Consider the following 14,503-nt stretch of genomic DNA (forward strand, 5'->3'; position numbering starts at 1 on the left):
ATTATAATTTACGATCACATTTATCTCCAAGCACGCCTTTTACGTCATAAACAACAGCACCTGGCTTTTTTAGTTCAGATAAATCAATATCCAGAAACTGGATATGAGCTACAGTTAGAACAATAGCATCGAATTTATCTTCAGGATTGTTTTTAGTAGTTTCCAATCCATATTCATGCTTTACCTCTGAAGGGTTGGCAAGTGGATCGAATACAGTTACCTCTACCCCGTAGTCTTTTAAACTTTTAATAACATCAACAACCTTGGTATTTCTAACATCAGGACAATTTTCTTTAAAGGTTATACCTAAAATTAAAATTTTCGCACCCTTTACCTTGATATCGTTCTGTAACATAAGTTTTACAACTTCTGCCGCTACATATTGCCCCATAGAATCATTCATTCTTCGGCCAGCCAGAATAATTTCAGGATGATATCCAATTTCCTGTGCTTTTTGAGCTAGGTAATAGGGATCAACTCCAATGCAATGACCTCCTACAAGACCTGGCTTAAATGGTAAAAAATTCCATTTTGTGCCGGCAGCTTCCAATACATCCTGAGTATCTATACCCATCATATTGAATATTTTGGCAAGCTCGTTTACGAAGGCAATATTAATATCTCGCTGAGAATTCTCTATTACTTTTGCAGCTTCTGCCACTTTGATAGTAGGAGCTAAATGGGTACCTGCAGTAATTACCTCAGCATATAATTCATCTACTTTTTTGCCTATTTCTGGTGTTGAGCCAGCAGTGACTTTTAAAATTTTATCTACAGAATGTTCTTTATCGCCTGGATTAATTCTTTCGGGAGAATACCCAACAAAGAAATCTTCATTAAATTTCAAGCCACTAACTCTTTCCAATACGGGCACACACTCATCTTCCGTAACCCCTGGATAAACAGTAGATTCGTAAACAACGATATCTCCCTTTTTTAAAACTTTACCCACAGTTTCACTGCTTTTATATAAAGGAGTTAAATCTGGTCTATTATTTTTATCTACTGGTGTGGGAACTGTTATAATATAATAATTACAATCTTTTATTTCTTTTAAATCGGAAGAACAATACAATCCATTCTCACTATTATTTTCAGTTTTCAGAACTGTTTTTAGCACATCATTCTCCACCTCTAAGGTAGAATCAATCCCACCCATTAGTTCCTTGATTCTAGCTTCATTAATATCAAATCCAACAACCGGATATTTTGTAGCGAATAATCTAGCTAAAGGTAAACCAACATAGCCCAAACCTATTGTGGCGATTTTTTTACTCATTATTATTGGTAATAATTATTTAGGAACTGCAAAATTAGTTTTTAAATGCTAGATATTCTTAAAATAGGGTTAAAAATGAATCTAACCTTTATTCTTAGAAGTAGGTTAATTGAAATTTTCGAGAACTACTTCTCTGGTATTGGAGATGATGTAAGTTAATTCTTCATCAGTCATATCAGGATATATTGGCATCCGTACAATTTTTGATGAAAGCTCATCTGTAACTGGCAAATACTCTGTATTAACTTTTAAGCTTTTACCCATTTTAGAGGAATGAAGAGGTACGTAACCAATATATGCGGGTATTCCTCTATCACTCATTTTTTCCATAAATAGTTTTCTATCCGCATTAGAGTGCATATGTATCCAAAATGAATGATAGTTCACCTTCATGAATTCTTCGATTTTGGAAGTGCGAATAATGAAGGATTTTAAATCTGAATTAAATAATTCGTGATAAGCATTGTAAATTATTTTTCGCTTTGCTATGATAAGCTTTTCTTTTTCAAATTGCGCAAGTAATATTGCTGCCAATATATCAGATAGAATATAACTAGACCCATTAGAAATCCAACTGTATCTATCCTGAAGTCCTTCTAACATTCTCTTTCTGTCTGTCCCTTTTTCCTGAATGAAAGCAGCCTTTTCAAACCATTCTTTTCGATTAACCAGTAAAGCACCGCCTTCACCACAACTCAGGTTTTTGGTTTCATGAAAGCTAAAGCAAACTAAATCAGCTTTTTCACCAACTGGTTTATCAAATAAATAAGATCCATATGATTGAGCGGCGTCCAGCATTATAATTATTCCATGCTTCTTTGCAAGTGTGGATATCTCATCCATATCACAAGGAATACCAGCATAATCTATAGGAATGATCATTTTGGTTTTCGAGGTTATGAATTGCTCTACTGAAACCGGGTCTAAATTCATAGTTTCAGGATTTATATCACAAAATACCGGTATACCACCAAATACTAAAACTGCGTTAGCGGTAGAACTAAATGTGTAGGACGGCATTATTACCTCATCTCCCGGCTTAATACCACTGAGCATAACGCCCATTTCCAAAGCCGCACTACAAGATGGAGTTAAAAATACATGGCTATTGGGATACTTTTGATTAATTCTGGATTTTAGCTTTCTGGAAAATTCCTTATTCCCTGAATGATTACCAGACTGAAGAGCTTTTCTAACACTATTAAGCTCCTTATCATCGAAATATGGCTTATTAAAGCTTATCTTCATACAAAACCTTTTTGAAGTCCTTTTTCCAAAAATGATAGACATAAATACCTTTACCAAATTCACATCCCCACCTCTCGTAAATTTTAAGTGCCTTGCGATTCACTTCCTGTGTAGAAGAGACTAAAAACTCACAACCATGATCGTACATTTCAGATTCAACCGCGTCCATAATAGCAAAAGACACCCCTAAGCCTTCAAATTTTCTATTTACAGCCAATAAAGGAGCATAACCAATATTACCATCTATTGATATTGTTGCAAAACCTATAATTTTCTCCTCTTCTTTATAAACAAGAACTTTTGATGCCATTTCTCCACTAACAGATTTCTCAATCCAAACTTTAAATAATTCATTAAACTTTTCCTCACTAATTCTAGGATCAACTTTAAATCGGGTATGGCTTCCTGCTAATTGTGCCAGCTGAACCAGTTCCTCATTGGCCTTTTCCTCGGAATAAACTGAAATCTTAGGGTTGACTTTTTTTCGGGTGAGTGTTTTCTTAACCGGAATTTTTAGATCAACCAATAAATACTCGTAAAATTTCGAGGAAAAATCTTCTGATAATGGCTCCTGACTGTAGTAGTAAATTAGATCAATTTTTTTACTAAAGAGCTCTTTTAATAAATCTTCCTGGTCACCAAGTGGTTTATCCGCGGTTAATTTACCAACTTGAATTCCAAAGAAATTTGAGTCCCAACTCAAAAATTCAAAATTATTTACCATAAGCTAGCCTATTTCAAATTATCCCAATACCAGTTTACAGCTTCCTTAAGCCCGGCATCAATCTTATGAGTTGGTTTATACCCCAAGAGTTTTTCAGCTTTTTCTACCGAAGCTAATGAATGAGGTATGTCTCCTGGACGATTTGGGCCATGCTTTACTTCGACTTTTGCAATTTCAGAATCATATTCTGAAAGGTGCTTTTTCAAAAGCTCAGTAAGCTCTACGAGATTTGTTCTATCACCCACAGCTGTATTATAAATCTGGTTTACAGCTTCAGGATTATCGGTTAACATTGCTAGTAAATTCATCTGAATCACATTATCAATGTAAGTAAAGTCACGAGAATAGGTGCCGTCACCGTTTATCAAAGGGCTTTCGTGCTTCATGAATTGCATAACAAACTTGGGTATTACTGCTGCGTATGCTCCATTTGGATCCTGCTTTCTTCCAAAAACATTAAAATACCTTAATCCAATGCTGTCAAAATCATAAGATTTCTTGAAATTACCTGCATATAATTCGTTTACATATTTTGTAATTGCATATGGAGATAATGGTTTACCTATCTTATCCTCCACTTTTGGCAAAGCTTCTGAATCTCCGTAGGTTGATGAACTGGCTGCATAAACAAAACGCTTCACGCCGGCATCTCTACTAGCTATAAGCATATTCAAAAATCCAGATACATTTACCTCGTTACTAGTTGCGGGATCTTTAAGTGATCTTGGAACAGATCCAAGAGCTGCTTCATGAAAAACATAATCAATATCTTTGCATGCTGCATTACAGGTATCAGCATCCCTTATATCGCCTTCCACTAATTCAAAAGAAGAATGCTCCATAATAGCCTCGAGATTTTTCTTGTGGCCAGTAGCAAAATTATCCAGGCAGCGCACTTTGCCGCCAAGAGATATTAAAGTTTCACAGAGGTTGGAGCCAATAAAACCTGCTCCACCAGTTACTAATATTTTTAATTTTTTAATTTTTTCTTTCTGAGGTTCAGTAATCAAGATGTGAATTTTTATGAATTTGCAGTGCGCAAATATAAAATATCTCTATGAAGTTTTGTTAATGCCATTCTTAAAGAATTGCCAAAATAGAAATGAGATAATTTCAATACATATCCAATAAATACTTTCCATATTCACTTGAGGCCAATCCGGCAGCAAGATTTTGCAATTCTTCTTTGGAAATAAAATTCTTTCTGTAAGCAATTTCCTCAAGACAAGCCACTTTTAAACCCTGGCGTTTTTCAATTGTCTGTATAAAATTAGATGCTTCCAATAATGAATCATGTGTCCCCGTATCCAGCCAGGCATAGCCCCTACCCATCAATTCCACGTTCAATTCGTTTAACTCTAAATATTTCTGGTTAACGCTGGTAATTTCAAGTTCTCCACGTTTACTTGGTTGGCAGTTTTTTGCAATTTCGATCACAGAATTAGGGTAAAAATAGAGTCCTGTAACTGCATATTTACTTTTTGGGTGTGTAGGCTTTTCTTCAATACTTAAGGCTTTTCCATGCTTATCAAAATCTACCACTCCATATCTCTCAGGATCTTTCACATAATATCCAAATACAGTTGCCTTTTTATCAGTTTCACAAACATCAACTGCATTTTTTAAAAGTGAACTCATGCCCTGCCCATAAAATATATTATCCCCCAATACAAGACATACATTTTCATCTCCAATAAATTCTTCACCAATTATAAACGCTTCCGCCAGACCATTTGGGCTCTCTTGCTCCTTATACTTGAACTTCAAACCTAATTTCGAACCATCTCCAAGCAGCTTTTTAAAATTTGGCAAATCATTAGGGGTGGAGATTATTAATATATCTCTGATTCCCGCCAACATCAAAACAGAAATCGGATAATAAATCATTGGTTTATCGTAAACGGCTAGCAATTGTTTTGAGATACTTCGGGTAAGGGGAAATAACCTTGAACCAGTACCTCCTGCTAAAATAATTCCTTTCATATATTGTAATTCAAAATTTCATTAATCCTTTGGTTTATATTTATTAAATCATTTATACGATTAGAATTTGTCCGGTTAAGCTTAATGACAGGAACATTAGCCTTTTCTAAAAAATTAATTTTATCTTGTGTATGTGAATTTTTCTTTTGCAAATAATCTCTTATCTCTTTCGGCGAAAATAAACTAAATGATTTCATCCCTCTTGATTCAAAACTATTGGAGTTTTTTATTTCATTAGCTACTTCTAAGACGTCTGCCTCTAAATAAACTACCAATTTTGGGAAAAAATAATTGTGCTCAATAAAATTTTGTAAATCTATATTCTTGGAATAACTGTTATAAATTATACCTTCATCCAAAAAAATAGGTTTTGAGAGATAAAGGTTTGAGTATTTCGAAACTTTAGTAATTAAATTTGAATAAAATAAAATTAATTTAAACTTAAATTCAGTGGGCAGTTCTAATGAATTTACTCCCTCTCGATGTATTCTAATTAATTCCTTCCATTTTTGTTCTTCATCAAACTTTTGATTTGACAAAAATTTAGCTTGAAGTAATTTATTCGACAATTGAAAATTACCTAGTTTTATATTTTTAATTATTCCACACTTTACTGTTTCTTCAGCATACCAGGTTTCTTTTGTGTCATTCTTAATGGAACTACTTTTTAAATTTTTTAATAAAGTAGATTTCCCAGCACCTGGTATCCCTAAAATTTCTATCCATTCCATATTAGGAATATTGCTTTTTATAATATTCTATATAACTTCCTTTAACTACATTCTGTATCCATTCCGGATTTTTTAAATACCATTCAATCGTCTTAATTAGACCTTCCCGAAAGTTAATTGAGGGTTTCCAGCCTAATTCTTTTGCGATCTTTGTAGAATCTATAGCATAGCGCCTGTCATGCCCCGGTCTGTCTTTAATAAAATAGATTAATTTTTCCGAAGATCCTTTTTCCCGATCTAATTTATCGTCGAGAATCTCACAAAGCAAACTAATCACCTCTATATTTTTCCACTCATTGAGTCCGCCAATATTATAAGTTTCTCCTTTGCGGGCTTTATGAAAGATTAAATCTATTGCTTCTACATGATCCTCAACATATAACCAGTCCCTGGTATACTTACCATCCCCATATACTGGCAATTCCTTTTGCTCAATGATATTATTGATCATTAGGGGTATTAGTTTTTCAGGAAACTGAAAAGGTCCGTAGTTATTAGAACAATTAGAAACAACATATGGAATTCCATAGGTTTCACCATATGCTCTTACAAAGTGATCTGAGCCGGCCTTTGATGCTGAATAAGGAGAATTTGGCGAATAAGAGGTGGTTTCCTTAAAGAGTCCGGTTTCTCCCAGGCTACCATATACTTCATCTGTACTCACGTGGTAGAATAATTTACCTTCAAAATTATCCTTCCATATAGATTTAAAAGCATTTAATAAATTAAGCGTTCCTATAATATTAGTTTTTACAAATGCTAATGGATTTGAAATTGATCTATCCACATGAGATTCAGCCGCTAAATGGATTACCTTATCGAACTGATATTTATGAAAAAGTTCAGCTATCATTGTTTCATCGGTGATATCTGCCTTGATAAACTCATAATTTGAAAGCTCTTCTATATCCTTTAAATTCTCAAGATTGCCTGCATAAGTCAAACTGTCTAAATTATAGATTTTATAATCGGGATATTTTTTTACAAAATGACGAACTAAATGAGAGCCTATAAACCCTGCACCTCCCGTAACTAATATAGATTTACTAACCTTATTCATTTTTTATTATTAAAACCTCGTCGACTCCAAATGCATCAAAGTCGTGGAGATTATTTTTTCTTCGAATTTTCCTGACTCATATTTACCGTCCAGGCGATTGTTTAAAACCTCCACAGCGGTAGAACCCAATTCCTGGGGATGTTGCTCAATATAACTTAAAGAAGGAGTTAAAAATTCAGCAATATCCTTACTTATATAGCCTATTAATTTTAGGTCTTCCGGGATTTTTATTTTCTCTTCATAAGCCACCCGTGTCGCCATAATAGCACTTTCAAAATCTGTACAGAGTAAGGCCTCCACTTTTTTACCCGCTATTAGTTCTTTGATTTTTCGTTTTAATTCTGAAGGTTTGGTACTGGTCGCCATTAAGGCAGAATATTCATTATTCAGTGCTTTTTCGTAGCCTTTTATTCTTAACTTTCCTATACCAACATGATGAATCGCTGAGGCAAGACCAATCTTTTCTAATCCCTTTGCCTTAAAGTACCTAGTAGCATCATAAAAGCTCTTTTCATCATCAACTCCCACCTTATCTGCAGGTAATCCCAAATTTATCCGATCATATATCACAACCGGAATATCATAATCCAGCAGCGCAAAAAGATGATCATATTCCTGTTTTTTCTGAGTTTCTTCTGAAACGGCAATTAATACCCCATCTACAAATCCGGAGGTAAGCATGTCACAGATTTGCTTTTCTCTTTCAATAGATTCATTGGAAATATAAGTGATCACCTGCTGTCCATGCTTCTGAGCTTCCGCTTCCATTCCTGAAAGAACGCGGGCGAAAAAACTATTCGAGATATTGGGGATCACCACTCCTATGGTCTCCGTCTTGCTTTTTTTAAGATTAACAGCTACAGGATTTGGCCTGTAATTATGTAAAGTAGCCAGTTCCTTAACTCTTTCGGCAGTTTTAGGACTTATCTCCGGACTGTCATGTAAGGCCTTAGAAACCGTGGAAACACTCACATTCAGCAACTTTGCCAATTCTTTTAAAGTTATTTTACTTTTCATAGGCCATAGGGAAATTAACCATAAAGGTTAAAAAAATTCCTGAATTGGCACAAATAAAGATTTTAGATTTGATGTACCCCATTTTTTTCAGTCCTTTACTATTAAAAGAATTTCAACTTGTTTAAAAAAATTCAATATACCCAGCATCCACCTTCCAGTAATATATTGATCTGGGATGGTGACTGCGGATTTTGTAAATTCTGGAAAACCAGATGGCAAGCCAAAACAAAAGGAAAGGTTGAATTTAAAACCTATCAGGATTATGCACAAAATTTTTCAGATATCCCGATTAAAGAATTTAAAAAGGCTAGCAGACTTATAGAGACCGATGGAAAAGTTTATAGCGGTCCAGATTCTGCATACCGCAGTATTTGGCATGCCGGGAATAAACTATGGCATCAAATGTATGCTTCAAATCCTATTTTTCAATCTTTAAGCGACCATGGTTATAACCATATTGCTAAAAACAGATCTTTCTTCTTTAAACTGACTAAACTTTTCTTCGGAAGAGATCCTCTTAACCTTAAACCCTACTGGCTGCTATATTTGATCCTTCTTGTTATTATAATTAGTATCCTATGAAACTTCCAAAATCATACTGGTTTTATATAATTGCCGCCTTTGTAACAATAATTGGAATAATAACAGGTTGGTATTTCTTTCTATTATTGGTTTTTCCACTCGGTATTTTCGGTTCTAAATCCAGGGACCAATAAGCGCTCAACATCCTATACTAGCGAGTTAAACTTATCCTAAACCGCCCTTAGTTTTTGCTTAAACGCTGCTTTCAGCGTAATTTGATTTTAATTAAAAATTGAACTAAAATGAAAGATTACGGTACATTATCGCAAGCGATAAATAAATTGAAATTAGAAGAAGGTTACGAAGAGGATTTTAATTTACTTGATGAAAAAATTGAGCTGAAATCTAAAAAAGAAACTTTTGGAGTAGAAGAGTTTGAAGTAGATAAGGTATTGCGTTTTGAAGGGATGAGTAATCCAGATGATAATGCCATACTTTATGCCATTACAACTTCTAAAAATCATAAAGGTATTCTTGTAGATGGTTACGGAATTTCCAGCGGTCAGATTTCCAAGGAAATGATGAAAAAGCTTGATTTAAAAGATCATCGCGCTCTGGATTAACCAAAGTTAAACTTCTATTAAATCCATACTCCGCTTTGGGCAACCCAGCCCATGATTGTATTTTTGAATTGAATTAAAAAAAACAATAAATAAAAACTATGAATTATTTAGGTTTAGACTCCAAGAAAACAAAGACCACCGTTGAAGAACTTAATATACTTTTAGCTGATTATCATTTATATTATCAAAAACTAAGGAATTTCCACTGGAATGTAATTGGAAAAAATTTCTTTGATCTTCATGAAAAATTTGAAGAATTATATGATGACGCCAAACTGAAAGTTGATGAGATTGCAGAAAGAATTCTTACCTTAAGATATCAGCCCACCAGTAATTTAAGCGAATATCTTAAAGCTTCAAATCTTGAAGAATCCCCATCGGATATTTCAGATAGTAAAATGATCGAACTGCTATTAAAAGATCACGGCTTGCTTCTTAAGCAAATGAGGAAAGTTGTGGAAGTTGCTGATGCAGGCGGGGATGAGGGAACTATTGATCTTATTGGAGCTTATATTAGAGAATTAGAGAAAACGAGCTGGATGTTGGATTCGTGGAAAATGAAAACCAGCGAACAACATAAACCCGTAAAAAAATAATTTCAATAAAGCATGCAAGACTTCAACATTCAGGATTCAATAAAAGGTATCTGGGATAAATTAGAAGGTTGGATGGACACTATAATCTTAGGTCTCCCCAACTTTCTTTTGGCTATCCTGGTTTTCATCATATTTATTTTTATAGCAAAATATGTTGGGAAAATATTCGATAAAATTTTCCACAGAAGTATAAAACAGGACTCCATTCGTCAAATGGCTGTAAAAGTCATTAAAGCAATTGTAGTATTAATCGGATTTTTTATCGCTCTGGGCTTATTAAATCTGGACACTGTGCTCACTTCAGTACTGGGAGCTGCCGGTGTGGTTGGTCTGGCAATAGGACTTGCTTTGCAAGGGACATTAAATAATACTTTTTCCGGGTTAATTCTAAGTTTCCTCCCAGAACTCCAAATTGGTGACTGGGTAGAAACTAATGGCTTTGCTGGTTCAGTAATGGAGATCAACCTTAGGAACATCGTTATAAAACAGTCTGATAACAACTACGTGATAATTCCAAATGGAAAGATCATTGAAGAGCCTTTTAAGAATTTCACCAGGACAGCCAGATCCAGGGTTTTTGTGAATTGCGGAGTTGGATATTCTTCAGATCTTGAAATGGTGAGAGATCTTACTATTAAAACTATTGAAGATATCTTTCCGCAAAGAGGAAATGAAGAAGTTGAGCTAATGTTTCAGGAATTTGGGGATAGTTCTATCAACTATGTACTTAGATTCTGGACAGACGTAAGTAAAAACCGGGATATTTTAATAGCCCAGAATACTGCAATTATTGCAATTAAGAAGGCTTACGATGCTAAAGGAATCAACATCCCATTCCCTATTAGAACTATTGATTTCACTAATAAACTATCAATTAATAAGAATTCAGATTAAACAATTTCTGATCTAATAAAAAAAGCCGGTTTCAATTGAAACCGGCTTTTTTTATTATCAATAATATTGTTTATTAAAACTTTAGACCCAGGGCAAACTGGAGTCTTGGACCTTCACTCCCGGCAAACATACTTAGTTTCCCCTGAATAGCATCAGCGCTATTTATCCAAAGACCTCCCCCATAGCTATCATGCCATACCTTGCTATTCTCATCTTCAGTCCAAACCCTTCCCAGATCATAGCCTCCATAAACTCCTAATTGAAAAGGCAGAAAACTAGTTTTGATGGTATTGAAAGAATAACGAAGATCAGCTCCGGTTCCAAAAGAACTTTTACCAGAATACCTTTCCAGTCTATATCCTCTTAACCCACTTTCAGCTCCCAGCTGGGCAGATTGATAGAATTCATATTCTGTTCCAATATTGATATGAGCTTCTGCGCGTGTCTTAATTACAAGTTTTCTATTACGCGTTAAAGCATTATAGAATCCCATATAAGGTTTAAAATAACCATATTGACGATCAGCTTCTGCAGTATTCATCTTGGCGCCAAGATTTAATTCAAAAAGCATCCCCCGGGTTGGGTTCAATCGGTCATCGTAGCTTTCATACCTATACATGGCATCCAGTCCTGCAAAATATTTTCTCTCGAAAAGATCAGGATCTGTGCTAACAAAATTCTCGGTGATATACCTTCCCTCATCATCCTGCACCTCAATTCCTTCAAAACTTGCAGTAAAACCAAAGAAACTACCAAAAGGGGTTTTGTTAACCAGGGCAACTTTCCCTGCATATTCCTGTAAACCTACCCGGTTATAATCCATGTCCAATTCGTCATCAAAATTTTCGGTTTCATTTCCGAAACCAAAGAAATTTTCAGAATAATCGGGGCTGGCATAATTTACACCAACCAATAGATTATAATTACCTACAATATTGGCAAATTCAGCCTCATAACCTAATTCAAAGCCATTTGTTGCGGAATGATATTCCCCAGTAAATGTATACTGGGAAGTAAATGGATTCCTTTTAAACTTATTAACTGACTTTATAAACTCCAGACTAAAAGAAAATGCATCGTCTGGATTATAACCCATTTCCGGAAGTATAGAGCCCGAAGAAAAGGTCTTTTTATCTTTATCATAAGTATTGATCTCATAATCATCAGTAAATCTCAACCTGGCATTATCAAGTTTATTCACTGTATTTGGCAATGATTTATGGTCATAAAGCTTTAGATTACTTCCATTCTCAACAGTATAAATATCATTATTCTGCCCCCCTATTACCCTAACAAATATTTTGGAAGGTCCGTTTCCTTTTACCTGAATGTTATCGTCATCATCCAGGCCATACACCCAAATCTCTTTAGTTTCATCAATATTGTAAATTTTATCACTGAGGTTTTCAGCCCTTTCACCATCTTTATTTCTGGTAATGGTTACCCTGGTGTTTCCATCTTCAAGGCGTATTACATCTATAAAATCATCCTTATCTGTTCCGGTTACAATGGCAAGTTTTGCCAGTTTACCATAATATCTTTGCGCAATATCAACGATATTATTACGTCTTCCTTTTACATTATCTATAAGTCTCTCTGTGGTTTCTCCTCTGGTTTCTTCAGGCAATTTTGAAAATGCTTCCATAATGGCTTCATCTGTAACATTCTCCTGAATATATTTGGCTTGTTCCAGCCATGTTTCTTTTCCTGTATTCTGAAGAAGAGATCTATCAAGACCCATTGCCGCTATATTGAACCATTCTACATCTTTAATATCATCACCATAAACGGCGAACTGATTGGCGAATCCGGTAAGAGCTCTTAAAGTTCCGAAGAAAGCTCCGTCAAAATTTGAAAAGACCTGATCGCGATCTCGTGGAATAGGTTCAAAATGATGTTTTCCATCCGCATCTTCTATTTCTGCCCAGCGCCATTGGTCCTGGTGCCGGTCCCAGTCACCGATGAGCATATCGAAAATTCTCGCTCTTATATATGCCGATTCATCCAGGACATACTTTTCATCCCTACGCAATCTTTCAAGCATATCTGAAGTACTTACAATATCATGATCTGGACTTCCAAAATATTCATAACCTGTCCATCCCTCTTCCGGCCTTTCCACGATCATATAAATATCATCTCCATGCACCGAATTATATTTACCAAGAGCTTCCTGCTTTGGCAGATAGAAAACTTCAGGATTTGTATGATAAACTCCAGCCGCTTCACTCAGATCTGGAATTGCAAGAAATCCATAAGGATGTGCAGCCGTATAAAAATCTGTAAGGAGATTTTCAGCAACGGTATTTTCCATTTTATTTTCTACAGGCTGGTTCTTAAAAGCTACACTCTGCAGAAACAATAAAGCATCCTTCTTTAGCCTCCTAATATTATATTCCCTCCCCAGGCTATCTTTCACTCTTAAGGAAACTGTTTGGTGTCCTCCACCTTCTCGCACAACTTTGAGTCCGCCATATAGCGTATCCAGATCTGCTACTCTTAATTTTACATCTGTACCATACAACTCCCGATACCTTTCACCCCAGACAGTTTCATGCACCGGTCCTTTTTCGGCGTTTTCTTCGTCATATATAGAGGCTGTGACAGATTGAGGTAAGTTATCTGGATACTCTTTAAATTCGAAAGGCACCGGAGTTTCCAGGATCTCTTTTTGAAAAAACAACTTGGGTTTATTTTCCTCATTTCCATAAAAACTAACCCACGAAGAACCATCCTTAAAAATATCCAGAACTGCAAAACCCTGCCCGTTATAAGCGAATACTCCATCATTACTTAATGTGGCATAAGATGCCTTGGATCCCGATCCCGAAACGATCTGTTTTACACTATCATGCTCTATATACTGAAGTGAATGTTCATGGCCCGAAGCAAATATCACTCTTTCATAGCCCTGGGCTATAACAGATAATCTATTGGCAAGGGATTTATACCTGTTATTCTGGGCATCCTGAATAGATACACCTCCGGTAGTCCTTATTAATGTGGCCAGTGAACCAAGAATTGGTAATGGAATTTTTTTCTGGGATGGATATATATGTCTGTCAATAGTATACTGCCCTCCATGCACGCCGTTTGTATAAACGGGATGATGCAGAGCTATCAAAACAGTCTTATTCTGATTTTTCTTAATCTCTGACTCCAATTCCAAGAACATTGCTTCCCGAGTCTTTATTTGGGCACAGTCATCATTTATCTTAGGGTTTTTGTCCCAATCTTCAAGATACCACTGAGAATCAATTACAATAAGCTGAATATTTTCAGAAATCTCTAAAGACTCTAAACCACAGCCAATTTCCGGGCTCCATAACAAAATATCTTCAAATTTGCTTTTCAGGTAATCCTTCTGTCTTTCCAGTCCGTTCAATTTCTCATTATACCAGTCATGGTTTCCAGGTATGAACACCACTTTTCCTTTATAATTTTCTATAGCATCAAGCTGGGCATCCAACCGATATTCTGCCGCCTCCCGTTCAGGTGATCCTTTTGGGGGCATCCCATCTGGATAGATATTATCTCCAAGGAATATGGTATAATTTTCTGTTTTATTTACTGAATCCAGAAATGTTTTAAAAGCAATGAGCCCCAAAGAAGTTCCCCCAGGTGGAGAATAACCGCCATCTCCAAGTAAATAAAAAGACTTTTCAATTTCCTTATTAACGGGATATCCAAAATTGGACTTTGCCTCTCCATCTCTATATTTAGGCTCTACCGTAGCACAGGAAAAAACAAGGAAGAGGACAAAAAACGGGGCTAAAAGTTTAACTTTTTTCATAGAAAATATTGGTCAATTTTTTTTGTAATTTGG

At 35.4% G+C, this 14,503-nt stretch carries 13 protein-coding genes; 4 read left to right on the forward strand and 9 right to left on the reverse strand.

The genetic code is table 11. The features are described 5' to 3' along the window. Position 1 precedes the first annotated feature (1 nt). The 8 genes from LGQ90_RS05075 to LGQ90_RS05110 form a co-directional block, all read right to left on the reverse strand. Complete coding sequence (locus tag LGQ90_RS05075) at positions 2-1,282, reverse strand: nucleotide sugar dehydrogenase (protein ID WP_341481958.1); 1,281 nt, start codon at positions 1,280-1,282, stop codon at positions 2-4. Positions 1,283-1,384: 102 nt separating this feature from the next. Beyond that, positions 1,385-2,527, reverse strand: a complete 1,143-nt coding sequence (gene rffA, locus LGQ90_RS05080; RefSeq protein WP_229338829.1) for a dTDP-4-amino-4,6-dideoxygalactose transaminase — start codon at positions 2,525-2,527, stop codon at positions 1,385-1,387. Beyond that, positions 2,511-3,230: a GNAT family N-acetyltransferase gene (locus tag LGQ90_RS05085; RefSeq protein WP_229338832.1), complete on the reverse strand. Its 720-nt coding sequence runs from the start codon at positions 3,228-3,230 to the stop codon at positions 2,511-2,513. The genes rffA and LGQ90_RS05085 overlap by 17 nt, the downstream gene beginning before the upstream one ends. A gap of 29 nt (positions 3,231-3,259) precedes the next feature. Further along, a complete protein-coding gene (locus LGQ90_RS05090; protein WP_423738447.1) occupies positions 3,260-4,258 on the reverse strand; it encodes an SDR family oxidoreductase in 999 nt (332 codons plus the stop codon). 106 nt (positions 4,259-4,364) lie between these two features. Beyond that, positions 4,365-5,234, reverse strand: a complete 870-nt coding sequence (rfbA, locus tag LGQ90_RS05095) for a glucose-1-phosphate thymidylyltransferase RfbA (RefSeq protein ID WP_229338836.1) — start codon at positions 5,232-5,234, stop codon at positions 4,365-4,367. Next, the gene (locus LGQ90_RS05100; protein ID WP_229338838.1) at positions 5,231-5,965 is read right to left on the reverse strand and encodes a hypothetical protein; all 735 of its coding nucleotides are present in this window, start codon (positions 5,963-5,965) and stop codon (positions 5,231-5,233) included. The genes rfbA and LGQ90_RS05100 overlap by 4 nt, the downstream gene beginning before the upstream one ends. A 1-nt stretch (position 5,966) precedes the next feature. Further along, positions 5,967-7,025, reverse strand: a complete 1,059-nt coding sequence (gene rfbB, locus LGQ90_RS05105; protein WP_229338840.1) for a dTDP-glucose 4,6-dehydratase — start codon at positions 7,023-7,025, stop codon at positions 5,967-5,969. A 9-nt stretch (positions 7,026-7,034) separates the two neighbouring features. Beyond that, complete coding sequence (locus LGQ90_RS05110; protein ID WP_229338841.1) at positions 7,035-8,042, reverse strand: LacI family DNA-binding transcriptional regulator; 1,008 nt, start codon at positions 8,040-8,042, stop codon at positions 7,035-7,037. Between the two features lie 117 nt (positions 8,043-8,159). Here LGQ90_RS05110 and LGQ90_RS05115 point away from each other — a divergent pair, with 117 nt between their 5' ends. From LGQ90_RS05115 to LGQ90_RS05130, 4 genes are all read left to right on the forward strand, one after another. After that, entirely contained in the window at positions 8,160-8,624 is a 465-nt protein-coding gene (locus LGQ90_RS05115) for a thiol-disulfide oxidoreductase DCC family protein (protein ID WP_229338843.1), read from the forward strand. A 242-nt stretch (positions 8,625-8,866) separates the two neighbouring features. Continuing rightward, complete coding sequence (locus tag LGQ90_RS05120) at positions 8,867-9,187, forward strand: phosphoribosylpyrophosphate synthetase (RefSeq protein ID WP_229338845.1); 321 nt, start codon at positions 8,867-8,869, stop codon at positions 9,185-9,187. A gap of 98 nt (positions 9,188-9,285) precedes the next feature. Beyond that, the gene (locus LGQ90_RS05125) at positions 9,286-9,783 is read left to right on the forward strand and encodes a Dps family protein (RefSeq protein ID WP_229338847.1); all 498 of its coding nucleotides are present in this window, start codon (positions 9,286-9,288) and stop codon (positions 9,781-9,783) included. Between the two features lie 12 nt (positions 9,784-9,795). After that, positions 9,796-10,677 (forward strand): mechanosensitive ion channel family protein, encoded by an 882-nt coding sequence (locus LGQ90_RS05130; protein ID WP_229338849.1) that lies wholly within the window; start codon positions 9,796-9,798, stop codon positions 10,675-10,677. 73 nt (positions 10,678-10,750) lie between these two features. Here the strand turns inward: LGQ90_RS05130 and LGQ90_RS05135 are convergent, their stop codons facing one another. Beyond that, positions 10,751-14,470 carry a metallophosphoesterase gene (locus LGQ90_RS05135; protein WP_229338851.1) on the reverse strand — a complete coding sequence of 1,240 codons (3,720 nt, stop codon included), beginning with the start codon at positions 14,468-14,470 and terminating at the stop codon, positions 10,751-10,753. Positions 14,471-14,503: the final 33 nt, after the last annotated feature.

Source organism: Christiangramia sediminis (assembly GCF_020552705.1).
Taxonomy (GTDB): domain Bacteria; phylum Bacteroidota; class Bacteroidia; order Flavobacteriales; family Flavobacteriaceae; genus Christiangramia; species Christiangramia sediminis.